24 protein-coding genes are annotated in these 22,412 nt (G+C 49.4%); 17 read left to right on the top strand and 7 right to left on the bottom strand.

Annotated features, from left to right (window positions below; all coding sequences use genetic code 11):
• Positions 1-11: 11 nt before the first annotated feature.
• Complete coding sequence (locus NNX04_RS11605) at positions 12-947, top strand: LysR family transcriptional regulator (RefSeq protein WP_261945841.1); 936 nt, start codon at positions 12-14, stop codon at positions 945-947.
• Here the strand turns inward: NNX04_RS11605 and NNX04_RS11600 are convergent.
• Entirely contained in the window at positions 884-1,771 is an 888-nt protein-coding gene (locus tag NNX04_RS11600; protein ID WP_261945840.1) for a LysR family transcriptional regulator, read from the bottom strand. The genes NNX04_RS11605 and NNX04_RS11600 overlap by 64 nt on opposite strands.
• Before the next feature lie 125 nt (positions 1,772-1,896).
• Between NNX04_RS11600 and NNX04_RS11595 the strand changes: the two genes are divergently transcribed.
• The 6 genes from NNX04_RS11595 to NNX04_RS11570 all read left to right on the top strand — a co-directional run bounded on the left by NNX04_RS11595 (position 1,897) and on the right by NNX04_RS11570 (position 6,189).
• Positions 1,897-2,757, top strand: coding sequence for a pirin family protein (locus tag NNX04_RS11595; RefSeq protein ID WP_261945839.1), 861 nt, complete (start codon positions 1,897-1,899; stop codon positions 2,755-2,757).
• Between the two features lie 140 nt (positions 2,758-2,897).
• Entirely contained in the window at positions 2,898-3,542 is a 645-nt protein-coding gene (locus tag NNX04_RS11590) for an NADPH-dependent F420 reductase (RefSeq protein ID WP_261945838.1), read from the top strand.
• Positions 3,543-3,739: 197 nt separating this feature from the next.
• Positions 3,740-4,165: an OsmC family protein gene (locus NNX04_RS11585; RefSeq protein WP_261945837.1), complete on the top strand. Its 426-nt coding sequence runs from the start codon at positions 3,740-3,742 to the stop codon at positions 4,163-4,165.
• Between the two features lie 12 nt (positions 4,166-4,177).
• Positions 4,178-4,420, top strand: a complete 243-nt coding sequence (locus NNX04_RS11580; RefSeq protein WP_151054442.1) for a hypothetical protein — start codon at positions 4,178-4,180, stop codon at positions 4,418-4,420.
• Between the two features lie 216 nt (positions 4,421-4,636).
• Positions 4,637-4,804 carry a CsbD family protein gene (locus NNX04_RS11575; protein WP_007640164.1) on the top strand — a complete coding sequence of 56 codons (168 nt, stop codon included), beginning with the start codon at positions 4,637-4,639 and terminating at the stop codon, positions 4,802-4,804.
• A 179-nt stretch (positions 4,805-4,983) separates the two neighbouring features.
• The gene (locus tag NNX04_RS11570; protein WP_261945836.1) at positions 4,984-6,189 is read left to right on the top strand and encodes a class I SAM-dependent methyltransferase; all 1,206 of its coding nucleotides are present in this window, start codon (positions 4,984-4,986) and stop codon (positions 6,187-6,189) included.
• Positions 6,190-6,199: 10 nt separating this feature from the next.
• On the opposite strand, the gene NNX04_RS11565 is transcribed toward NNX04_RS11570, so the two are convergent.
• Positions 6,200-6,460 (bottom strand): TIGR03643 family protein, encoded by a 261-nt coding sequence (locus tag NNX04_RS11565; RefSeq protein ID WP_007640173.1) that lies wholly within the window; start codon positions 6,458-6,460, stop codon positions 6,200-6,202.
• Between the two features lie 114 nt (positions 6,461-6,574).
• Positions 6,575-7,840 carry a glycerophosphodiester phosphodiesterase family protein gene (locus tag NNX04_RS11560; RefSeq protein ID WP_151054438.1) on the bottom strand — a complete coding sequence of 422 codons (1,266 nt, stop codon included), beginning with the start codon at positions 7,838-7,840 and terminating at the stop codon, positions 6,575-6,577.
• Positions 7,841-8,049: 209 nt separating this feature from the next.
• Here NNX04_RS11560 and NNX04_RS11555 point away from each other — a divergent pair, with 209 nt between their 5' ends.
• A complete protein-coding gene (locus NNX04_RS11555; protein WP_261945835.1) occupies positions 8,050-10,110 on the top strand; it encodes a phytanoyl-CoA dioxygenase family protein in 2,061 nt (686 codons plus the stop codon).
• 49 nt (positions 10,111-10,159) lie between these two features.
• On the opposite strand, the gene NNX04_RS11550 is transcribed toward NNX04_RS11555, so the two are convergent.
• The 3 genes from NNX04_RS11550 to NNX04_RS11540 form a co-directional block, all read right to left on the bottom strand.
• The gene (locus tag NNX04_RS11550) at positions 10,160-11,053 is read right to left on the bottom strand and encodes a transporter substrate-binding domain-containing protein (RefSeq protein WP_232283038.1); all 894 of its coding nucleotides are present in this window, start codon (positions 11,051-11,053) and stop codon (positions 10,160-10,162) included.
• 395 nt (positions 11,054-11,448) lie between these two features.
• Positions 11,449-11,751, bottom strand: a complete 303-nt coding sequence (locus NNX04_RS11545) for a YebG family protein (protein WP_007640183.1) — start codon at positions 11,749-11,751, stop codon at positions 11,449-11,451.
• A gap of 74 nt (positions 11,752-11,825) precedes the next feature.
• Positions 11,826-12,365 carry an MliC family protein gene (locus NNX04_RS11540; protein ID WP_261945834.1) on the bottom strand — a complete coding sequence of 180 codons (540 nt, stop codon included), beginning with the start codon at positions 12,363-12,365 and terminating at the stop codon, positions 11,826-11,828.
• Positions 12,366-12,591: 226 nt separating this feature from the next.
• Between NNX04_RS11540 and murJ the strand changes: the two genes are divergently transcribed.
• The 7 genes from murJ to ispH all read left to right on the top strand — a co-directional run bounded on the left by murJ (position 12,592) and on the right by ispH (position 20,598).
• Complete coding sequence (murJ, locus tag NNX04_RS11535) at positions 12,592-14,106, top strand: murein biosynthesis integral membrane protein MurJ (RefSeq protein ID WP_261948409.1); 1,515 nt, start codon at positions 12,592-12,594, stop codon at positions 14,104-14,106.
• A gap of 117 nt (positions 14,107-14,223) precedes the next feature.
• On the top strand, positions 14,224-15,180 hold the full coding sequence (gene ribF / locus NNX04_RS11530; RefSeq protein WP_007640186.1) for a bifunctional riboflavin kinase/FAD synthetase: 957 nt from the start codon (positions 14,224-14,226) through the stop codon (positions 15,178-15,180).
• A gap of 56 nt (positions 15,181-15,236) precedes the next feature.
• Positions 15,237-15,731: an MgtC/SapB family protein gene (locus NNX04_RS11525; protein ID WP_007640187.1), complete on the top strand. Its 495-nt coding sequence runs from the start codon at positions 15,237-15,239 to the stop codon at positions 15,729-15,731.
• Between the two features lie 61 nt (positions 15,732-15,792).
• Positions 15,793-18,591: an isoleucine--tRNA ligase gene (gene ileS / locus NNX04_RS11520; RefSeq protein ID WP_261945833.1), complete on the top strand. Its 2,799-nt coding sequence runs from the start codon at positions 15,793-15,795 to the stop codon at positions 18,589-18,591.
• A 126-nt stretch (positions 18,592-18,717) separates the two neighbouring features.
• Complete coding sequence (lspA, locus tag NNX04_RS11515; protein WP_007640192.1) at positions 18,718-19,215, top strand: signal peptidase II; 498 nt, start codon at positions 18,718-18,720, stop codon at positions 19,213-19,215.
• Positions 19,208-19,657: an FKBP-type peptidyl-prolyl cis-trans isomerase gene (locus NNX04_RS11510; protein WP_151054425.1), complete on the top strand. Its 450-nt coding sequence runs from the start codon at positions 19,208-19,210 to the stop codon at positions 19,655-19,657. Before lspA ends, NNX04_RS11510 begins: the two co-directional genes overlap by 8 nt.
• Positions 19,658-19,659: 2 nt before the next feature.
• On the top strand, positions 19,660-20,598 hold the full coding sequence (ispH, locus tag NNX04_RS11505; RefSeq protein ID WP_261945832.1) for a 4-hydroxy-3-methylbut-2-enyl diphosphate reductase: 939 nt from the start codon (positions 19,660-19,662) through the stop codon (positions 20,596-20,598).
• A 27-nt stretch (positions 20,599-20,625) separates the two neighbouring features.
• On the opposite strand, the gene NNX04_RS11500 is transcribed toward ispH, so the two are convergent.
• Complete coding sequence (locus tag NNX04_RS11500; RefSeq protein WP_261945831.1) at positions 20,626-21,153, bottom strand: GspH/FimT family pseudopilin; 528 nt, start codon at positions 21,151-21,153, stop codon at positions 20,626-20,628.
• A gap of 224 nt (positions 21,154-21,377) precedes the next feature.
• Between NNX04_RS11500 and NNX04_RS11495 the strand changes: the two genes are divergently transcribed.
• Together NNX04_RS11495 and pilV are read left to right on the top strand one after the other, a co-directional pair.
• The gene (locus NNX04_RS11495) at positions 21,378-21,926 is read left to right on the top strand and encodes a GspH/FimT family pseudopilin (protein WP_261945830.1); all 549 of its coding nucleotides are present in this window, start codon (positions 21,378-21,380) and stop codon (positions 21,924-21,926) included.
• Positions 21,927-21,939: 13 nt separating this feature from the next.
• Complete coding sequence (gene pilV, locus NNX04_RS11490; protein WP_007640198.1) at positions 21,940-22,407, top strand: type IV pilus modification protein PilV; 468 nt, start codon at positions 21,940-21,942, stop codon at positions 22,405-22,407.
• The last annotated feature ends 5 nt before the right edge of the window (positions 22,408-22,412 follow it).

Raw genomic sequence — 22,412 nt, 5'->3', positions numbered from 1 at the left:
AGCCGATACTTATGTTAGATGCCGTTACCCTCGATCAACTTCGAACCTTTATTGCCGCTGCCGAGACGGGCAGTTTTTCGGCGGCAGGGCGCAAGATAGATCGCGCGCAGTCGGTGGTGAGTCAGTCGCTGGCCAATCTGGAATTGCAGTTGGGTGTGAGCTTATTTGATCGGGCGGGTCGCTATCCGCAACTCACCGCGCAGGGGCGTGCGCTGCTGCGTGATGCCTATGCCGTGGCCGATAATATGGATGGATTTAAAGCGCGGGCGTCGTCGTTGCGCGAAGGGGTGGAGACGGAAATTTCTATTGCAGTGGATGTGATGTTTTCGATGGATGGACTTACTCGCGCGGTGGGGTTTTGTCGCGATGTATTTCCGGATACGCCATTGCGCGTGTATGCCGAAACGCTGGGTGGGGTAATTCAACCAGTATTGGATCGGGTTTGTAGAATCGGCATTATCGGCACTTTGCCATCGGTGCCTGATGAGCTGATGTCCGAGCCATTATGCGATTTGCCTATGGTGACGGTGGTTTCCGCGACGCATCCCTTGGCTGCTATTCAACGCCCGCTAACCAGCGCGGAACTGGCGCAACAGGTGCAATTAATTCTCACTGATCGCACGGCGTTATCGGACGGAAAAAGTTTCGGTGTATTGTCGCCCCTGACCTGGAAACTGGCGGATCTTGGCGCGAAGCATGAATTTCTAAAGGCGGGTTTTGGTTGGGGGCATATGCCTTTACATCTGGTAGAAGCCGATATGGCCAGCGGTCAGTTGGTAAGAATTCTGATTGCGGGCAGTGAGCGGCAGAGCGCAGCCTTACCTATGCGCATTGTCTACCGCAAGGATTTGCCGCCCGGCCCTGCAGGCCGTGCGTTTATCGATCAACTCAAAAGCTGGGATATAAACGCCCTGCCTGCAGGGCCGGGTGGATCATCCGCGCGATAAACCCATTGCATGCCCATAAACATTTCGGCGGCCGGAATACTGTGCAGTTGAATACTCACCAATTCCCCGGCGGCAATATCTTTTTCTACCATATGCAAGGGCATATGCCCCCAGCCAAAGCCCGCTTTTAAAAAGGCGCGTTTTGAACCCAGGTCAGATAAACGCCACATCAAGGGTGACATCACCCCATAATTTTGCCCGCTCGACAATGCCGTGCGGTCAGTGAGGATCAACTGTACATGGCGTGCGAGTTCCGTATCGCTAATTAAACCTTGTATGGAAGCTAGTTCGTGTGCGGGACTGACGACAGTCACAAACTGAATTCGCCCCAATGGTTCCGCGACCAATGATTCCGGCACAATCGGCAAAGAGCCAATAATGCCCAGCCGACAACTGCCATCAAGTACTAACTGCGCAACGCCGCCTAACACCTCCACATGCAGCCGCAGCGGTGTATGCACAAAATTATCCTGACAATAACCGGCCGCTTGGGTCAGTTTATTCATGGGATACATCACATCCACCGCCACCGATAGCTCGGGTTCCAAGCCTTCGTACAGCGATTGCGCCCGCGCTTTAAACGCATCCATGTTCTGCACAACCGCGCGCGCATCAACCAATAAAGTCGCGCCGGTTTCAGTCAGTTTGGGGTAGCGCTCACGTCGATCAAACAACACCACACCCAGCTGTGTCTCCAGATTGGCAAGGGTTTGGCTAACCACCGATTGCGCCCGTTTGAGCTTGCGCCCCGCCGCCGAAAAGCTGCCTTCCTCTGCTGCCGCAATAAAGGTACGCATTTGGTCCAGTGTGACGTTACCCAACATATATCTAATTTCCCGATACTTATCATCCAATAATATAGGATTTTCAGTTTGATCTTCTAGCCCTAAGCTGTGTTCATTCCTTGGTGAGAGCACAAGGACAACCAAACTGGAAGCTGGAGAGATTTATGAATATCGCCCTGAACATCAAGCCTAACGCACAAGATCAGAAGACAGTGAGTTTCCGCAGCATTGTTGCACGCACCACCGGTAGAACTCACGGGGTGATTACCCGCCTCATGAGCCCGTCAGATTTAGGTCAACTCGTTAAACCGTTTGTATTTCTTGATTACGGTGTTATGCCGCCCTCCAACGCGCCCATTGGCATGCATCCTCACTCAGGCTTGGCAACTCTGTCATTGCCCATCACCGGCGGTTTTGGTTACGAAGATACAACCGGTAAAAGCGGAATCGTTAACGCCGGTGGTCTGGAGTGGATGAAAGCAGGTAACGGCGTTTGGCACGATGGTTATGCCGCCGGTAAAGACCCGCTGGAATTCTATCAACTTTGGTTGGCGCTGCCCGCCGCCGAAGAAAACGCACCAGCGCAAAGCCAATACATCACCGCAGAAGAAGTACCTGTCGTCGGTTCAGTAAAGGTGCTGTTAGGCCAGTATCAACACGCACGAAGCCCGATTCGTTCAGCGCCCGGCATCAATTACTTTTTAGTGCAATTAAAAGATGGCGAGGTGTGGCGTTACGAACCCGAAGCCAATCAAAACGTTGCCTGGCTCTCTGTATTTCGCGGGGAGTTAAACACACCCGAAACAGTGCGCAAAGGTGAGATGGTGGTGTTTGCTGAGTCCACCAACGCAATCACCATCCGCGCCAAGGGCGATAGCGCTTTTGTTTTTGGTGCCGCGATTAAACACCCGCACGATTTGGTATTGGGTTACTACTCGGTGCACACCTCCAAACAAGCGCTACAGCAAGGCGAGCAGGAAATTAATCGCATTGGCAATCAGCTGCGTTTGATGGATCGCATTTAAGCATCGTTCACCCCAATTTTTTGAACACCCAGTACATCGGCTTTTGGGGCGCCGCTGACCGGGAAATTTATCGCCCCTTTTTCGCTTAATTGTTTTTTTATCTTTTAATTTTTTATCCCTGTATGGGACGGAGTTACAACATGAGTATTGGAATTATTGGTTCAGGTGCATTGGGTTCAAACTTGGCACGCGCATTTGCTAAAAAAGGTATATCGGCCACTATTGCGACTCGTCGTGGCCCAGAATCTTTAGCTTCACTGATCAGCGAAGTTGGTCTAAGCATTAAAGCGGGCACTGTGGCAGAAGCGGCCAGTGCAGACATCGTTATTGTTGCTGTGCGTTTTGAGGATTTGGGTACAGCGCTGGGCCATTTACCTGCCTGGAATAATCGCATTGTTGTTGATGGCACCAACGCTGTGGCGTTTTTAGAGCCAGGCTCACCGGAAACCCAAGACCCAACCAATCCACTTGCGGCCTATGGCATCAAAGCGATTGATCTTGGCGATAAACAATCGAGTGAAGTATTCAGTACATTTGTGCCGGGTGCCCGTGTTGTTAAAGCATTTAATCATTTGGATGTGTCTGCGTTAGTGGAGCCTGAATTATCGGGCGGTCAGCGCGTATTGTTTTATTCCGGTGATGACGCAGCAGCAAAAACAGAAGTGCGCACACTGATCGAAAATACCGGCTTTTTCCCGGTCGATTTAGGTTCACTGGCAGTGGGCGGGCAGTTAGCGGGCTTGCCGTTTGGTTCTCTCTCGGCGATTAATTTTATTAAAGTTTAATTTCACTAAGGTGTTTGTCTCGCGCTGGATTTTATTTTCCCTTTCAGCTTCGGAATTTTCCAGCGCAGGCTAAGGTTCGCTAGCGAACAGACACCGAGGGCTCCGGCTGAGATGGTTAGCGTATTACTGGTGCCGCTGTGGCACCAGCCGCCCAACATCCATTTTTGGATGGGCGCGTTACCCAGCGGAGAATTCTTATGATACGTACAGCGACAGCAGTCTGGACTGGCACCTTAAAAGAAGGAAAGGGTTATATATCTACCCAGAGTGAAGTCTTATCTAACGCGCAGTATGGTTTTAATACTCGCTTTGAGGACGGCCCGGGCACTAATCCAGAAGAGTTAATTGGTGCCGCGCATGCAGCCTGTTTCAGCATGGCATTGGCCGCGCAGTTAACCGAAATGAAATTTGTCATTACACAAATTCAAACCAATGCCCAGGTCACCCTGGAGCAGTCAGGCAAGGATTTCACTATTACAAAAGTGCATCTGGATTTACAGGCAAAAGTCGCCGATATAGCGGCGGATGAATTTGAAAAAATCGCCAACAAAGTAAAAGAAGCTTGCCCCGTTTCCAAAGTATTAAATGCACAGATTAGTCTCACTGTTAATTTGGAAAATTAAACGGAGGATAAAATGACTAAAGCACCCGAGGAAGTTGCGTTTGCCATGGAGGTAAACAGCAGGCTTAACGAACTTATTGCATGGGTTCTGGAAAATTCCCCCACTAAAGATAAGCAGCTGTGCAGCGAAGATTTTGCAGAGGTACGCGATACATTTCGCAAACTGGCCTGCGGGATTGATGCGCAGAAAATGGAGCCAGAACCCTCCGAAGGGGGCGCACAATATATCAACGTCACACCCGCTCCTTGGCCATAAGTCAGCGATTTAATTAATGAAAATATTTTTGACTTATGTTTGTTTCCGCACTGAATAAATATATTTTTATTTATATAGTGAATTCGTAAAGTGCTATTTTCAATTGAATTGGAGTTTTTCACTGACGATATTGAATAGGCACTTGTGTTAGGGGATTGTTTGCGAACGATCAACAAAGAGTCCCGATCCTGAATATCATTCATCGAGGAAATCATCATGAATAAAGATCAAGTGAAAGGTACAGTAAAGCAGGCTGCCGGTAAGGTACAACAAAAAACCGGTGAAGTTATTGGTAGCGAAAAACAGCAAGTCAAAGGCGCTATTAAGCAAGTGGAAGGAAAAGTTCAAAAAGGAATTGGTGATTTGAAAGAAAATCACAAGTAAGTAGTGTGCAAGTGAGCAACGCTCAAGGAGAGTAGTCAGAACTTATAGTTCTGCTGTCGCAAAGGAATGCGTTCCTTCCCCCTCGCTTCGCCGAGTTTACGTTATTGGTGGCCGCTGTATATACTGGCTGGACTTGTATCGCCCGATATATCCATCCCCTGTGCACCAATGAGATAAACATGACCGGCTCCCCTGTTTCTGATTTAACCAGCTTTATTGCTATGTGCCAACAAACTGCCAGCAATGGTGCGTTGCAGCGTTTGGTCTTATCCAAATACAAAGGTGCAGAAGAAGAGTTGACTCGGGTGGTAATTCGCCCCGTAGAAATCAAAGCGCAAACATTACTCTCCTTTTTATACGAATACCGCACTAACCATGTGACCAAAAATCTGGCTGTTGATGAAGCGATGACGCAATTGCAGCAGTGGCTGGGCGGCGATTTTCATAATGCCCATATGATTACTGATGAATGGGAAATCCAGCTAAGCTTTAGCAAAAAAGGTAAGGTGCTGATCAATAAAAATCGCAACAAAAACTCACCAGCGGCGGGCGATAAAACATCTACCCAAGTCGAGCTGGCGCATAACCGTACCAAGCTGCGTTATGTGGAGCAGGACCGTCCCTATTTACGCGAGTTGGGCATCACGGATGCGAATGGCCAAATTATTCCGGCTATGTCGCGCAAGTGGAAACAAATTAATAAATTTATCGAGGTGCTTTCTACTGCAATCCAGCAAACGGGGTTGGATAAACGCAGCGAATTACACATCGCCGATTTCGGTTCAGGCAAAGCCTATTTAACCTTTGCGGTACACGATTATTTAACCGCGAATCTCGGTGTAAAAACTCAGGTAACAGGTGTGGAGTTGCGTCAGGGGTTGGTGGATTTATGCAATCAAACCGCGCAGAAGTTAGCCCTTGCCGGTATTAAATTTGAACAGGGCGATGTGCAACATTTTTCCGCGCAGGGCATTAATATCATGATCGCCTTGCACGCCTGCGATACCGCGACCGACTACGCGCTCAATATGGGGATTCGCACCGGTGCAGACATTATTATGTGCTCGCCCTGCTGTCACAAACAAATTCGCCCGCAACTAAAAAGCCCCGCACTGCTGGCGCCCGTATTGCAACACGGTATTCACTTGGGGCAAGAAGCAGAAATGATTACCGATGGTTTACGTGCGCTCTTGTTGGAAGCCCATGGCTATGACACTAAAGTGTTTGAGTTTATTTCACTGGAGCACACCAGCAAAAATAAAATGATCCTCGCCCAAAAACGAAAAGCCGCACGTGATAACGCCGAGGTGCTACAGCAAATCGCAGATATTAAAGCGTTTTATGGTATCCAAGAGCATTGTTTGGAAACGCTGCTATTAAATTGAACCTGCTGTTCTAGCGTTTATATTGAGTAGGGCAGTAGCCGCGATTAATCTCGGGTGAGCGCAATAATAGATGTTTGGTTTTGCGCCCGCTTACACGTTCACGCCATAGTCGAAACGAAGCGGGCTTTAGTTCGCGGCGCATCAGTTTGCGCAACTCGGGTTCACCCAGGCCGTAAAGTTTTTCTATGGCTTCGAAGGGGGTGCGATCCTCCCACGCCATTTCAATAATGCGTGAGATGTCTGCTGGAGTGTGTGGAAATTCGTTGTGCATATGCGTACCTGTGAGTCTGGTTACTGGTACGTGTTATGGCGTTGCCAGATCACTGCCACATAAAAAAGCCCCGGTCAGTTAGTTGGCCGGGGCTTTTTATTTTTATCTTTGCGCTTATTTCAAATTCATACAACTCGCATAATAACTCACGCTGGCGGGCCAGTCGGAGAAAATGCCAATCACACCCACATCTTTCGCTAGCACATGCAGTGCATCCATCATGTCGCCATCGTTATTGATAGCCGGGTTGATAGTTTGGTAATACCAACCGCCACCATTTTTTAACGGGCCTGAGCGCTCAAATGACCAGGTAATCATTTTTAGCCCGGCTTTTTTGGCGTGGCGTGCGTATTCTGAAGGGATGATTTTATTGTTGTTATCCAACGCTAACAGCACCCAAATAGGTGGTGCGACAATATTGAAGCCTTCGTCGGCATACATTTGTAATTCACTGGCAGTCGGTAAATCGGCGATGCTATTGGCATCGTCCAAATAGACGGCTTGTTTACCAAACGCCGGTTCGTTGTTAATCCAGTAGCGAATGTCCTGAATGTCGAACGATTGTGGCCAGACATCGCGCGCTTTTACGCCAGCTGCTTTGTATTCATCAATCATTTGTTGTGCATACATGGCTTGGGTGTAGGTGCCTTCAAACGGCATAGCTACGCTGGCTGATTTCAATTCGGGTGTCATTTTTACACCGAGCTTTTTAAACAACTGAATACTTTCCGCGTGCGTAAGCAGTGTGCCTTTGTCGGCGTATAAGTCGGTGCGCCAGCTAGCGGTGCCTTTCAGGTATTCATCCACAGTGGTTGCTTTGGGGTTGAACGCATCCATTTTTCCGCGCAAGGTTTTAAATTCAGCGAGGGTGATATCGCTGGTGCAGCAATTGGCGCTGGCTGCTTTGCCGCTTACCGGATCAAAGGGTGAAAAATTCTGGCTGCATTTATTGGCGAGGGGCGTGGCGAGAATATTGGTAGTGGTGTGCAAATCGCACTGCGAGTGACGGCATACCAGTTGTTTGTCTTTAGTGAAGGTGACATCACACTCCATAATGCCTGCGCCCATTTTCGCTGCGGCTTCATAGGATTCTTTGGTGTGCTCGGGAAATTGTAAGGGCGCGCCACGGTGACCAATTGAAAAATCGGTTTTTTTAACCGGGCGATTTATGCAGCTTTGTAATTTCTTTTTCAGCGCACTGTCATCCATGTCATTGATTAAAAATAATGGGCGAGGGCCGAGCTGGATACTGGCGTTGTTATGTTTGTGTTTGTCGTACTCATCATGGTGGTCGTGTTTATCCTTATAGGCAGCGGCGCTGCCGGCCATTAATAGCATCAATAGCATACTGCTGGTTAATACATGAATTCGGCGTAGCATGGGAACCTCCTTGGGCCAGGGTTTGATGTTGCACGCTCAACCCTAGCCTTCAATTATGAAAGTAATTTGCCGATTTGATGACAGCTTCGCGATGCCGGGTCATTTTGTGCACTTTATCGCAGTGGGTGAAATAGCGTGAAATACCAAAATCCCCAATTTGCGATAGGCTTATGGCAACTCCCCCATTATTGTTTTAAGGATTCTGATTGATGGCTACTGATCTGCGCCAGCTTGTTATCCAATTGCTCGCCTGCACCACGGCGGGCGAAGCCAAGCCAATTGTCGACGAACTGGTGCGGCGCTTGTGTGCTATCACCGGGCTGGAATTGCACCCGTCACTCTTTTTGGATGAGCATGCCACTGTCACCGCGCAGGGCAAGGCAGTGTCACCCACCACGGCGGCACAGTGTGCTGAAGATGTGCAGCGCACGCGCATTTTTATGCAGGGTGTTTACGCGGCGATCCAACAAAAGCTGCAACACCATAATCATCAAGTCAATCATCAAGTCAATCATCAAGTCAATCATCAAGTCAATCATCAAGTCAATCATCAAGCCATCGATGTGTTGTACGCCGGTACTGGCCCTTTTGGTTTATTGCTGATTCCCTTGTTGCCGTTATTGGATGCAAGACAGCTGCGGGTAACGCTGTTAGATATTCACCCGGAGTCACTGACAAAATTACAGCGGTTGATAGATTTTTTGGACGTAAGTAATTTTATTGTGCAGGCTGAATGTGCCGATGCTTGTGAATGGCAGAGCGCCAAAAAGTTTGATCTGATTATTTCTGAAACTATGCGGCAAGGTCTGATACAAGAGCCGCAAGTCAGTATTTTTAGTCATCTGCAACAATTTTTAAAAGCGGATGGTTGGCTGATACCGGAAATTATTCGCTTGAATTTATGGTTGAGCGCTGGCGCTTTTCCCACAGGGAATGAATGCAAAAATCCTGATGTGCATTTGGGGTCGGTATTTCAGCTGGACAAGACTACTGCGATGCAATTAGGTAATGGGGATACTGCTTGTGCGCAGGGCAGTCTATTGGTGCCCCACTATGACTTGCTGTTGCAGGATTTAAAATTAACTACCTTTATTCAAGTGTTTGGCGCTTATCAGCTGCACGACAATCAATCGCAGCTTACCTTGCCACTGTATGAACGTAACGCACGAGTCTTGCCCAATTCAGTGCTGCATTTTCGCTACGCGCTGGGCGTTTATCCCCAATGTGTCTTTACCTATGAGAAATTGCCCGAGCTTACCGATTGCGCATTGCCTGATAGTTTGGAAAAAAATAGTCAGGGTATTTATCACGTAAAACGACTGTGGCACAAAATCCAGTTGCGCAAACAGGCGAACTCGTCTGCGGCAGCGCGGCAGCAATTAACCGCCGTTCCCGACAGTGAATGGCTGTTGGATCGCATTTTATTGGACCAGTTGGGTGTGGGGCTTGAGCCTGCCATGCAACAACTCTATTCGGCTCGCACATTGGTCGATATTGAATATTGGCTCGCCAGTGCCAATGCTGGCACGCTTGCGCCGCAACAAGTTGAGCGCACCAATAGCGCGATACGCAATTTTATCGAAAATAAACACGAGGCATTGAAGCCCCACGCGGGGTTGCCGCTGAATGATGAGCAGCTCGCTCACTGGGACGAACAGGGCTACCTGATCGTGCCGGGCGTGTTAGCGGCCAGTGAATCTGCAGCGGCGCGCGCTGCTATTTGGGATTTTTTAGGCATGCACGAACATGATCCTGCAAGTTGGTATCAATCTTCCACGCAGATGAAAAAAATTATGGTGCAGTTATTTGCCCATCCCGCATTTGAGGTTGCGCGTCGTTCGGATTATATCCGCCGTATTTTCCAGCAGCTGTGGCAGCGCGAGGATCTGGTGATGACAACGGATCGCGTGGGTTTTAATCCGCCGGAAACTGATCGCTGGCAGTTTCCCGGGCCGGGAATGCATTGGGATGTGGAATTAACGGCGCCGGTTCCTTTTGGTACCCAGGCGTTAATTTATTTAACCGATGTTGCCGAACACCAGGGGGCATTTTGTTGTGTGCCGGGATTCCATAAAAAAATTGACCGGTGGTTGGCCGCGCAGCCAGAGGGAATCGATTTGCAACAACAGGATTGGACGCAGTGGCCGGTGAAACCTATCGCGGCCAAGGCGGGTGATTTAATTATCTGGCATCAAGCCTTGCCTCACGGCAGCAGCCCCAATCGCGCCGATTTTCCGCGCATGGTGCAATACCTGAATATGTACCGTTAGCGGTTTGAGCTCGCCCTGTAGCTACAGGGGCGAGCACCGCCAGAGGCAATTATTCGTTGAATGTGTAGGGATTGAACCAGAGTGATGCATCGTCCACCGGCGTGTTTTTGGGCAGCCCCGGGTTATCCAATTTAATCAGTGTGCGGTTTTTCAGGTTGGCCTTGGTCATTACATCTTTTACGGTTGGGTCATTAAAAAAATACGCATCAAAACTGCCATCTTCAATCGCAAGGCGTAGGCCGCGCTCTATATCTTGCGCGAGTTTGGTATTGGTTTTGTTGACGAAAAAATAAAAAGGGTTGGTGTAGGAGAGCAGCAGGTTTTGCTCTACTTCCAGCGCCAGATCCGGGTAGCGTTGCATTTCCGACCAGGGTTCGTGGGCGCCGCGTGGAAAGGCATCAAACCGGTCGCCATCGAGCATGTAAAAAAGTCCTTCGTACTTCAGCACTCTCACCACATTTAAACTATTGGCGGTGAGCACATTGGTGTCTGCCCAAAAGTGCCCTTGGCCCAAAGACACCTGCCGCAAATCGCTCAAGGTTTTAATGCCATTAAATTTATGCTGAGTGCCTTTTTTAATCATCAATACCCGGTAGCCCAGCAGCCCGCGATAAATAGGTATACGAATTGGTTGCAGTTTTTCTTCCAGTTCATTGGTGGTTGCGTACCAGACCACATCCAACTGGTTGTCCATCAGCATGCTTACCATGCGCTCCTCGCTGGTATTGGGCACTGTCTCTTGTACTTTGTAGGATTCGGGCAGTTTGCTGAGCGCCAGTTGCAGTAAACCTCTGGCGTATACCTCAATGCTGTTATTGCCTTGTACTATTCGCAGGGTGTTTGCATGTGCACCAAGCGAAGCGCTGAATAACATTGAAAACAGCAGGGCGCTAAGGACCAAATAGGTGTGACAGGGGCGAGCCTGGGGAGTTTCTGAATGCATGTCGTTTTCATCCACAAGTTTATTGTTATGGTTTATCCGCTGCGGCGAGGCCGGGGTAAATAGTTATATGGTAAAAATGACAATAACACAAGAAAATGAAAAAACCACCGCACCCGTTGAGGTTCCATAGGAAAGGTGCAGTGGTGAAAGCGATTCGTTTCTGTGGTCGCTTGTGGCTGACAAACGGACATTAACGAATGGTTGGAAGCCGGTGTGCAGTGCTGAGAACAACAACTGCTGGGGAGTAGTGATTACCCGCAGCAAAAGCACACCTTTACACGAACAAACCAATGAGTGGTAATTCAGTTGTTTGTGGGGTGTTAATGGCTGTGTGGGCGGCCATTAACGGCACGGGCGAGTGTGGGCGCACCCGTGCTTACAGAAACCCTTGCTGCCTAGTTGTCCTTGTCCATGGCGGCGCCGGTTTTGCTGTTCAGGGTTGCGGGCTTTTCGTAGGTGAAGGGCTGCAATAATTCATCGGGCTTGCCTTTGCAGGCTTTTGCTAACAATTCGCGGCGTTGCGCTAATAACAGCCCAATCGCTTCGCTGTGTTGTTCATCGATACCGGGAATGTTGTCTTCTATCAACTGGGTGATGTTGGCAGCAAGTTCCAGATACTTATCGTGCTCTTCTGCGATTTTTCTGTCTTCAAACATACTGCCATCCCGATCACATAACCAAACGGCGACTACTGCCATGGGGTAAATCCTCAAAAGGTTGCTACTGTTTTTATATACAGTATCTGCGGCGGGGCGGGATGTCAACCTGCTTTTTAATCAGCAGTTTTACAGATTAACTCTGTCAACCCGGTTCCCCAACGGATTCGTACTTCGCCCTGATGTTCCCAAAAGCTGGCGTCCGGCCCTTCGTACTTACTGCCGCTGGCGGCTGGCGCTTGTAGTAGTTCAGCAGCATTTTGACCGTGCTCCAGAATAAGTGTGCCCGGTTCGGTGGCGTAAAACGTGGCGGTAAAGGTGGGTGCTGCCTCGCTTGCGCAGGTAAATACAAAGGGGCCTCGTTTGTTGTTAGCGGCGAAGCGCTCGTGCAGGGTGGCAACCGGATCGGGGCGCGGCTGGCTGTAGTCGACGGTGTGATCGCAGCTGCCATCATTTTCACAATCATTCACGCCGTTTTGGTCTGCATCCCAGCTGGGGTGCATAATTTTGGCGACTACGCTGGAACTGGCGGCAACGGAAATATGCGCTGAGGACGGAGCAATTTGGGTCTCGGTAGTTTCTTTGGAGCAGGCGCTAAGCAGTGTAATCAGGCTGGTAATAACTGCCGCAGTGCGGTGGCGTGATAGGTTGCGCATAGATTCTCCTTGATCGTGATGGCTGGGTGTTGTGCCTGAGTATACCAGCCGTTGATAATGCCGCTTCTTTTCACCTGCACAGGATTTGCCCGTGTCTGACTCTGCGTTACCTCCCGTTCCATCACCTGAACCGCCATCGCCGGAAAAGCCCTCTTCGGAGAAACCCTCACCGGAGAAACCAACGGGCCCCAAAAGTCTGCTGCGTTCCAGCTTGCTCACGGGTTCCATGACGATGCTGTCGCGGGTGCTGGGGCTGATCCGCGATATCGTATTGGCAAGTGTGTTGGGTGCGGGCGGCGCGATGGATGCTTTTGCCATTGCCCAGAAAATCCCCAACTTCTTTCGGCGTCTATTTGCCGAGGGCGCCTTTTCCCAGGCATTTATTCCGGTGTTATCCGAGTATCGCGAGAAAGGTACTCATGCTGCAGTGAAAGAGTTGGTCGATAAAGTAGCCGGTTGCCTTGGTTCGATTTTACTGTTGGTGACTGTGATTGGCGTGCTGGGTGCAGTTGGTTTTGCCTATATTTTTGGTTATGGCTACGCCGATGAGCCAGAGAAGTTTTCGCTATTGACCGACTTGGTGCGCATCACCTTTCCCTATTTGATGTTGATCTCGCTTACCGGTTTTGCCGGGGCGATTTTGAATAGCTATGACCGCTTTGCGATCCCCGCCGTGACGCCGGTTTTTCTCAATGTATTTATGATCGCAGCGGCGCTGCTTGTAGCCGATTTCTTCCCCAATCCCGCCTACGCACTGGCGTGGAGTATTGTTGCGGCGGGTATTTTTTCGCTGCTGTTCCAATTGCCGTTTTTGCGCCAGATCCACCTCTTGCCATCGCCCAAGCTGGATTGGTCGCACCCCGGCGTTAAACGCATTTTGGTGCTAATGACGCCGGCGCTGTTTGGGGTGTCGGTAAGTCAATTGAATCTGCTGCTGGATTCGATGATTGCCACTATGTTGGGTGATGGTGCCGTAAGCTGGCTGTTCTATTCCGACCGCTTGGTAGAGCTGCCGCTTGGTGTATTCGGGGTGGCGATTGCGACGGTAATTATGCCCGGCTTGTCGCGCCTGAGCGCCGCGCAGTCAGGCGAAAAATTTAGCCAAATGCTCGACTGGGCGATTCGTTTTGTGGTGCTGATCGCGCTGCCCGCCACGCTCGCGCTGATCATTCTGGCGGAGCCGATTCTCTATACCCTGTTCTACCACGGGGAGATGAAGCAGTCGGATATCCTTATGTCCTCTTACAGCCTTAAAGCCTATGCGCTCGGGTTATTCGCTTTTATGCTGATCAAGGTTCTGGTACCTGGCTATTTTGCGCGGCAGGATATGAAATCACCGGTGCGTATTGGCATCATCGCGATTTTTGCCAATATCCTGATGAAACCGCTGGTGGTGATTCCGCTGGTAATGCTCTGGGGGATGGGGCATGTTGGGCTGGCGTTTACCACGGCGATGGCGGCCTACGTAAATGCCTGGTTGCTTTATCGCGGCCTGCGTAAGAGTGAAGTCTACAGTCCTGCCAGCAACTGGCCGGCGTTGTGGTTGCGCTACGGTGCGGCCAATTTGGCTCTGGTGGCGGTCTTGACCGGTTTTCTATTGCTCTGGAATATCTGGCCCGAGTGGTCGGCGTTGGAGCGGATCCTGCGCTTGATGGTGATTTGCGTGGTTGGCTTTGTTGTCTATCTATTGATGCTGTTTGCCGTGGGCGTGCGCCTGCGTGACTTTAAGGCCCAGCATTAGCAACAATATTGATTGGGAGGGAGGGGGTGCGGCTTGCGGGGTAGGCTCAGGTGCCACCGCTCCTGTATACTTCCGCCCTCCATTTTTCAGGCAAATTGGCTGAGGGCAAAACACAGAGTGAATCCAGCGGCACATGCGTTTATTCGTGGGTTACATAACCTGCGCCCCTGGCATCGCGGCTGCGTGGCGACCATTGGCTCATTTGATGGTGTGCATTTAGGGCATCAAGCCATCTTGCGCCAGTTGATTGATGTTAGTCGCTACTACAACTTACCGGCGGTGGTAATTGTATTCGAACCTCAGCCGCACGAATTTTTTTCGGGTGACAAAGCCCCCGCACGCTTGATGCGCCTGCGCGAAAAAGTACAGGCATTACTGGCTGCCGGTGTGGCACGCGTACTCTGCGTGCAATTCAATCAAGCCTTGCGCAACCTGACTGCCGAAGAATTTATCGAAAAAGTCCTGCTGGATGGTTTGGACATCAAACATTTGGTGGTGGGTGATGACTTCCGGTTTGGCTGTGATCGCCGCGGTGATTTTACGCTGTTGCAAAACATTGGGCGTGAGCGTGGTTTTGGTGTAACGGATACCTGTACTCTGGAACTTCGGGGTGAGCGTGTTAGCAGCACCCGCATCCGCCAGTTGTTGGAAGTAGGCGATTTTGCACAGGCCGAAATCCTGTTGGGTAAACCTTACAGCATTAGTGGACGCATCGCCTACGGCCAGCAACTCGGGCGCAAACTCGGCGTGCCCACTGCCAATGTGCATTTGCGTCGCTATCGCTCACCGCTGCACGGAGTGTTTGCTGTTACTGCGCGCTTTGTCGATGGCAGCGTGCATCAGGGCGTCGCTAACGTTGGTGTGCGGCCAACTGTTACAGGGGATAAAAAGCCTCTGCTGGAAGTGCACCTGTTTAATTTTTCGCGCAAAGTCTACGGCGCGATGATCGATGTGGTGTTTCATACCAAATTGCGCGATGAAAAAAAATTCAATTCATTGGATGAATTGCAAGCGCAATTACAAACAGATATCAGTCAGGGGCAAGATTATTTCAGGGGCAATAGCCTCAGCTGATTTACAAGTTGCTGAAGATTGTCGATGTTCGGTTTTCGTAAAATGGAATACAAACTATGAGCAGCATTTGGCAACAAATAACCAGCACATTGGTGGCAGAGTTTTCTGACCTAAAAGATGTAAGCGAGATTACCACTCTCGTAACCCGCTTGCTGATGGCAGCATTGTTGGGTGGAATTCTGGGTTTTGAGCGCGAGCAGCGTGGCAAGGCGGCCGGTATTAAAACACATATGCTGGTAGCCATAGGCTCTGCATTATTCGTATTAATTCCCCAGCAGGCAGGTCTTTCAGAGCAAGAGTTAAGCCGGGTAATGCAGGGCATTATTGCGGGTATTGGTTTTTTGGGTGCCGGGGCAATCTTGAAAGGAAATGATGAAAAGGATCTTAAGGGTTTAACAACCGCTGCCGGTATTTGGTTGACAGCAGCCATTGGTGTGGCGGCCGGTTTAGGGCGCGAATCTTCAGCAATCCTCTGCACCTTATTAGCCCTGGCAATTCTGGTCACCATGCCAAAGGTGGTTGATCGGCTTGAAGTGAAAGACAAGCAATAATTTTCTGGCGATTTTCGCTAATTTTTTCTAAACATTTTTGTTAACAAGTTGACCGTGAATCATGATCGATTACAAAACAACACTGAATCTGCCTAACACCGGTTTTGCGATGAAAGCAAACCTCGCCCAGCGCGAGCCGGACATGTTGAAACAATGGCAAGCGAGCGATCTGTACCAACAGATTCGCGCTGCGCGTGTTGGCCGCGAGCAATTTATTTTGCATGACGGCCCACCCTACGCCAACGGCGATATTCATATCGGTCACGCGGTCAACAAAATTCTTAAAGACATTATTGTCAAGAGTAAAACCCTGAGCGGTTTTGATGCGCCCTATGTGCCGGGTTGGGACTGCCACGGCTTGCCGATCGAGCACAATGTTGAGAAAAAAATCGGCAAAGCGGGCGACAAAGTGGATGTAAAAACCTTCCGCAACAAATGCCGCGAATACGCCGCCAAACAAGTTGAAGGCCAAAAGGCTGACTTTGTGCGTTTGGGGGTTTTGGGTGAGTGGGATAAACCTTATCTCACCATGGATTACAAATTCGAAGCCGACATTATTCGCGCTCTCGGTAAAATTGCTGAAAACGGCCATCTGCACAAAGGTTTTAAACCTGTGTATTGGAGTGTGGTCGGCGGTTCCGCGCTCGCGGAAGCCGAAGTGGAGTATCAGGATAAAACCTCTTTCTCCATCGACGTAAAATTTGCGTTTGTCGATCAAACGGGGATTGCAAAAGCCATTACCGAATTAAGTGGCAGCGGAAAAATCTCTTTGGTGATTTGGACCACTACACCTTGGACATTGCCTGCAAATCAAGCTGTGTCTGCCAATGCGGAAGTTGATTACGCGTTAGTGCAAGTTGGCGATGAGCGCCTGCTAATTGCAGAAACCTTAATCGGCAGCGTGCTGGCGCGCGCAAAAATTGAAAGCCATGAAATCGTTGGCCGTGTAAAAGGTGCTGCGCTGGAAAACTTGCTGCTGCAGCATCCTTTTTATGCGCGTCAGGTTCCGGTGATTCTCGGTGATCATGTTACTACTGATGCTGGTACCGGCTTTGTTCACACCGCGCCCGATCACGGCGCCGACGACTTTAATGTCGGTGTGAAATACGGTATAGGTACGCTGAACTATATCGACGATCACGGTACCTATCGCCCGAATGTAGAAATTTTCGCGGGCGATCACGTTTACAAAGTCGATGAAAAAGTTATCGCTTTATTAATCGAAAAAAATGCATTGCTGGCGCAGGCAAAAATTACTCACAGTTTCCCGCACTGCTGGCGCACCAAAACCCCGCTGATTTTCCGCGCAACGCCGCAGTGGTTTGTGAGCATGAGCAAAAACAATTTGCGCGATCAGGTTGCGCAAGCGGTGGAGTCGGTTGAGTGGGTGCCGGACTGGGGCAAGGCGCGTATCGATGCAATGCTCGCCACCTCGCCCGATTGGTGTATCTCCCGGCAGCGCACTTGGGGCGTGCCCATTGCGTTATTTGTAAACAAAGAAACGCAAGAATTGCATCCGGAAACGGCACGCCTGATTGAAGCAGTTGCACAAAAAGTCGAGCAGGGTGGAATGGATGCCTGGTTTGAATTGGATGCCGCAGAATTGCTCGGCGCGGATGCCGATAAATATCAAAAAGTGACTGATACTCTCGATGTATGGTTCGATTCCGGTGTGACCCATTACGCCGTGCTTGCACAGCGCGCCGGTCTGCGTTTTCCCGCCGATTTATATCTCGAAGGTTCAGACCAGCATCGCGGTTGGTTCCAATCATCGCTCAAAACCTCCATGGCGATGCATGCGGTTCCACCTTACAAAACCGTGTTGACCCATGGTTTTGTAGTGGATGCGCAGGGTCGCAAGATGTCCAAGTCGATTGGCAATGTAATCCCGCCGCAAAAAGTGATGAACGATTTGGGTGCAGATGTGTTGCGCCTGTGGGTTGCTGCTACAGATTTCAGCACCGAGATGAGTGTGTCGGATGAAATTCTGAAACGCACTGCCGATTCTTATCGACGTATCCGCAATACTGCGCGGTTTATTTTGTCCAATCTCACTGGATTTAATCCGGCAGCTGATACTGTGCCAGTTGGAAATATGCTGCAACTGGATCGCTGGATTGTGGCGCGCACTGCGCAGTTGCAGCAAGAAATTATCGCTGCTTACGATAGCTACCAATTACATTTGATCTACCAAAAATTGCACAATTTCTGTGTTGTAGAATTAGGTGGTTTCTATCTCGATATTATTAAAGATCGTCAGTACACCGTAAAAGGCGATGCGCTTGCGCGCCGTTCGGCGCAAACTGCTTTGCAATATGTAATTGAAGCAATGGTGCGCTGGATCGCGCCGATTTTAAGTTTCACTGCCGATGAAATCTGGAAAGAAATTGCGGGTGAGCGCGAAGCGAATGTGTTTGTTGCTGAGTGGTATCAGTTGCCCACAATGCCAGCGGACTCCTTTGCTGACAGCTACTGGGAATTGATCGCGCAAGTGAAAGATGCCGTAAACAAAGTGCTGGAAGCAAAACGTACTGCGGGTGAAGTGGGTGGTTCATTAGGCGCGGAAGTGATTTTGTATTGCGATGAAAAATTGCAAATCGAATTACAAAAACTCGCCAATGAATTGCGTTTTGTGTTGATCACCTCCACAGCGGTAATTCGTCCACTTGGCGAAGCGCATAATGCAGTTGCAACCGATGTTGTTGGTCTGCAGGTGGCAGTGAAAAAATCCGAACACGCGAAATGCGAACGCTGCTGGCATCATCGTGCAGATGTGGGTGCAAATACAACGCACCCAACTATTTGCTTGCGCTGTGTGGAAAACGTGGATGGTGCGGGCGAAACCCGCCAGTTCGCGTAATTACTTTTGCAGGGGCGCTGCTTGCCGCGCCCTGTCTGTGCAAATATTTTTATTGGATGTTTATTGGGCTCAGCAAGCGGGGCCCCATAGGTGTTGTCAATAATCAATCATGGTGAAACGAAAATAATGGCAGACAAAATCTACCAAAAATCTTGGTTCTGGTATCTCGTTGCACTGGTGATAGTGGCACTGGATCAAGCCAGTAAACATGCCATAGAAGCAGCGTTTGAATATGGCGAGACGAAAGTCTTTACCTCATTTTTTAATTTCACCTTGGCTTACAATCCTGGTGCAGCGTTTAGTTTTCTTGCCGGTGCGGGTGGTTGGCAGCGCTGGTTTTTTGCCGTTATCGCTATTGCCGCTAGCGTGCTGTTGAGTGTGTGGATTTCACGCACGGCGCAGCAAAAACCGCGCGAGGCTTTTGCGTTGGCATTTATTCTTGGTGGTGCATTAGGCAATCTCTATGATCGTATTGTGCTCGGCCATGTAGTGGATTTTATTGTGGTGCATTATCACGATAATTATTGGCCAGCATTCAATATCGCAGACTCAGCGATTACTTTGGGTGCGGCGGTATTGATTATCGATATGTTATTTAGCAAAGAGAAACCAGCGAATGCGTGAATTAGCAATTGGTCCCGGCACAAAAATCACCTTGCATTTTGCCTTGCAGTTGGACAATGGCGAATTGGTGGATACCAATTTCGAGCGCGACCCAGCGACCTTTACTGTTGGTGATGGCAATCTATTACCTGGTTTTGAGAAGGCATTGTTCGGCATGCTCGAAGGTGAGCATAAAACGGTGGTAATCAAACCGGAAGACGGATTTGGTCAACGCAATCCGAATAATATTCAAGAGATTGCACGCAGCCAGTTCAGCCCGGATTTAGAGTTGAGCGAAGGCCTAATGCTGTCTTTTGCTGACGCGCAAAAAACCGAGCTTCCCGGTGTCGTTGTACGCTTTGATGAAGATGTAGTGGTGGTTGATTTTAACCATCCCTTGGCGGGTCGCGATATCTTATTTGAAGTCGCTATTCTCAAAATCGAACCGGTTCAGGTGCACTGATCATGACTCAAATCAAACTCGCCAATCCCCGTGGTTTTTGTGCGGGTGTCGACCGCGCAATTGATATAGTGAACCGCGCGCTTGATGTTTTTGGTGCCCCAATTTATGTGCGTCATGAAGTTGTGCATAACAAATTTGTGGTGGATTCTCTGCGCGAGCGCGGTGCAATTTTTGTCGACGAAGTGGATCAAGTTCCTGATGATGTGATTCTTATTTTTAGCGCCCATGGTGTATCGCAAGCGGTACGGCAAGAAGCAGAGGCGCGCGGCTTGCAGGTGTTTGATGCGACCTGTCCACTGGTAACCAAGGTGCATATCGAAGTGACACGCTACAGTCGCGAAGGTCGCGAATGTATTTTGATTGGTCACGAAGGTCACCCGGAAGTTGAGGGCACCATGGGGCAGTACAGTACCAGTAACGGCGGTGCAATTTATTTGGTAGAAGATGAGGCTGATGTTGATGCACTTGTAGTGCATGACCCGGAAAACCTTGCCTACGTTACCCAGACCACGCTTTCTATGGATGACACTGCCAAGGTAATTGAAGCGCTACGCAATAAATTCCCCAAGATTCAGGGGCCGCGCCGCGATGATATTTGCTATGCAACTACCAATCGCCAGGATGCTGTGCGTCAGCTCGCGTTAGAGTGTGATTTGGTTCTTGTTGTTGGCTCACCTAACTCGTCCAACTCAAATCGTTTGCGCGAATTGGCCGAGCGCTGTGGAACGGAAGCTTATTTAATCGATGGACCTGAAGATATTAATCCGGAGTGGATTAAAAATCGCACCAGCATTGGTATTACCGCTGGTGCTTCTGCGCCAGAAATTTTGGTGAAACAGGTCATCGACAAATTAAAAGCCTGCGGCGCACAAGTGCCAATCGAAATGGACGGCACTCCTGAAAATATCAGCTTTTCTCTACCTAAAGCGCTGCGGCAATAAAACTGCAGCAGCGCAGTTATTTATTATTTAGTTAATTTCATCGCATTCTGTTTTTGTCAGCGTTTTAACTCTGGTTCTTCCTCCACGCGATAGTACCAGTGCATAACCACTACCCTCTGTGTATGGACAAATTTTGATGGTTCCCACCTGAAATGCGCCGGTGTTATTTATTCCCAGTTTCCTTCCTTCACCGGTGCCAATGAAGGATACATATTTTTCCACATGGGTATTGGCATCGATTTTTACTTTTGTCAGCGCGCTCTTCTCCTGCTTTAAGGTCTCTTCCCCGTTTAGCTCCCCGTCATCATTCTCATCAATAAATAGAGTCCACCCTTGTTTCCAATCTTCCTGGTTTGCAAGTAATACCGTACGTTTATTGCTGGTCACTGCGAGAGTTCGTGCTGACTCTATTGCGCGCAATAGATCGTGCATCGCTACTTTGGTTTTGATGTTTTTGAACTGCTCTGAAAAGCTGGGAATGCCCAGAGCGAGGATGATTGCTAACACTAGCAGGCAAATCATTAATTCAATCAGAGTAAAACCTTGCGGTTTCATGGGGGGACCCTCCGTGGTTGGTTGTCATGACTAAATAAACATAGCATGAGGTTGTAGCCGTTCATGCTTCCTTGTTGACCGGATATCGCACCCTTGCTCGAGGTATAGAGAGGATGTGATACCTTGAAAGGAATATAAAGTGGTAGAAGTTAATTGTCTAGAGCGACATCAGCCATGGGCGACAACTTTACTTTTGTCTCGGTATTTATCGTAAATAGGCATAGATGATGGGGAAAATAAAAGGTTTCACTCTTGTTGAGTTAATGGTCACCTTGGCTGTTGCTGCGATTGCCCTAGGTATAGCGATCCCAAGTTTTAATCAAACTATGCGCAACAATAGCTCCAGTGCTCTTGGTTCTGAATTGGCGGGCGCGCTTAACTATGCTCGATCTGAAGCAGTGAAGCGGGCCAAACGGGTTTCTATTTGCGCTTCTAATGATGGCGCCACTTGTTTGGCAGCGAACAATTGGAAAGAGGGATGGCTGGTATTTATTGATGATGCGGCGGCAGACAGTACAGCCGCAGTAACCGTGGGGACAGTTTTGCGTTATTGGAGCGATCTTAACCCCTTGGCGGTGATCAGTGCCCGGAAAACCGGTACCGCCACCGATGTCAGTTTTATTCGTTTTAACAGTACTGGGGCGCTCGCTCGGGTGGATCAACTGGGGCGTCGCTTTACCGCTCGGGTGACGGATTGCAAAGGTAATGCCGCTACCCAAATTGATGTAGGTTTGGCGGGAATGTTAAGCACCACCAAACAAGCATGCCCATAGGTGAGGAAGGGTTATGGTCAATAAAAAAATACAATCAGGCGCCACACTTATCGAAGTGGCTATTACTGTGCTAGTGCTTGCAACTTCACTGTTGGCAATGGCGACTTTGCAGACTCGCTCATTACAGTTTAATCAGAGCGCATTTATGCGCTCACAGGCCAACATTCACGCTTACGACATTATGGATCGTATGCGCATCAACCGCGGTACCGACGGCGATAACCGGTTATCCGCTTATACTGCTGATTATGAGGCTGATCCAGCCGGTAACGCTGTCGCGTCTGCAGACGTTGCAGATTGGCGCGCAAGGCTTGAGAAAGATTTGCCTGAAGGCAAAGGTAAGATTGCCTGTGTGCAGGCAACCCGTATTTGTACCGTCTCTATTAAATGGAAAGACTCTTCGTTATTCGATGAGAACGATGATGATGAGGATGTCGCTGCAGAGGCAACCAGTGAATTTGAATTTACGTCGGTTATTTGAGAGCT

The sequence above is a fragment of the Cellvibrio sp. QJXJ genome, assembly GCF_024452345.1.
Lineage (GTDB): Bacteria > Pseudomonadota > Gammaproteobacteria > Pseudomonadales > Cellvibrionaceae > Cellvibrio.
Note: the sequence above shows the minus strand (reverse complement) of the source record. Positions and strands in the feature narration are given on the sequence as shown.

Coding starts and splice junctions, on each gene's coding strand:
- pilV (WP_007640198.1), top strand. CDS start 21,940: ATGGTCAATAAAAAAATACAATCAGGCGCCACACTTATCGAAGTGGCT.
- NNX04_RS11540 (WP_261945834.1), bottom strand. CDS start 12,365: ATGCGCAACCTATCACGCCACCGCACTGCGGCAGTTATTACCAGCCTG.
- NNX04_RS11585 (WP_261945837.1), top strand. CDS start 3,740: ATGATACGTACAGCGACAGCAGTCTGGACTGGCACCTTAAAAGAAGGA.
- murJ (WP_261948409.1), top strand. CDS start 12,592: ATGACGATGCTGTCGCGGGTGCTGGGGCTGATCCGCGATATCGTATTG.
- NNX04_RS11525 (WP_007640187.1), top strand. CDS start 15,237: ATGAGCAGCATTTGGCAACAAATAACCAGCACATTGGTGGCAGAGTTT.
- NNX04_RS11575 (WP_007640164.1), top strand. CDS start 4,637: ATGAATAAAGATCAAGTGAAAGGTACAGTAAAGCAGGCTGCCGGTAAG.
- NNX04_RS11565 (WP_007640173.1), bottom strand. CDS start 6,460: ATGCACAACGAATTTCCACACACTCCAGCAGACATCTCACGCATTATT.
- NNX04_RS11545 (WP_007640183.1), bottom strand. CDS start 11,751: ATGGCAGTAGTCGCCGTTTGGTTATGTGATCGGGATGGCAGTATGTTT.
- NNX04_RS11580 (WP_151054442.1), top strand. CDS start 4,178: ATGACTAAAGCACCCGAGGAAGTTGCGTTTGCCATGGAGGTAAACAGC.
- NNX04_RS11550 (WP_232283038.1), bottom strand. CDS start 11,053: ATGCATTCAGAAACTCCCCAGGCTCGCCCCTGTCACACCTATTTGGTC.
- NNX04_RS11590 (WP_261945838.1), top strand. CDS start 2,898: ATGAGTATTGGAATTATTGGTTCAGGTGCATTGGGTTCAAACTTGGCA.
- NNX04_RS11495 (WP_261945830.1), top strand. CDS start 21,378: ATGATGGGGAAAATAAAAGGTTTCACTCTTGTTGAGTTAATGGTCACC.
- NNX04_RS11500 (WP_261945831.1), bottom strand. CDS start 21,153: ATGAAACCGCAAGGTTTTACTCTGATTGAATTAATGATTTGCCTGCTA.
- NNX04_RS11560 (WP_151054438.1), bottom strand. CDS start 7,840: ATGCTACGCCGAATTCATGTATTAACCAGCAGTATGCTATTGATGCTA.
- NNX04_RS11555 (WP_261945835.1), top strand. CDS start 8,050: ATGGCTACTGATCTGCGCCAGCTTGTTATCCAATTGCTCGCCTGCACC.
- lspA (WP_007640192.1), top strand. CDS start 18,718: ATGGCAGACAAAATCTACCAAAAATCTTGGTTCTGGTATCTCGTTGCA.
- ispH (WP_261945832.1), top strand. CDS start 19,660: ATGACTCAAATCAAACTCGCCAATCCCCGTGGTTTTTGTGCGGGTGTC.
- NNX04_RS11510 (WP_151054425.1), top strand. CDS start 19,208: ATGCGTGAATTAGCAATTGGTCCCGGCACAAAAATCACCTTGCATTTT.
- NNX04_RS11605 (WP_261945841.1), top strand. CDS start 12: ATGTTAGATGCCGTTACCCTCGATCAACTTCGAACCTTTATTGCCGCT.
- NNX04_RS11595 (WP_261945839.1), top strand. CDS start 1,897: ATGAATATCGCCCTGAACATCAAGCCTAACGCACAAGATCAGAAGACA.
- NNX04_RS11600 (WP_261945840.1), bottom strand. CDS start 1,771: ATGTTGGGTAACGTCACACTGGACCAAATGCGTACCTTTATTGCGGCA.
- ileS (WP_261945833.1), top strand. CDS start 15,793: ATGATCGATTACAAAACAACACTGAATCTGCCTAACACCGGTTTTGCG.
- NNX04_RS11570 (WP_261945836.1), top strand. CDS start 4,984: ATGACCGGCTCCCCTGTTTCTGATTTAACCAGCTTTATTGCTATGTGC.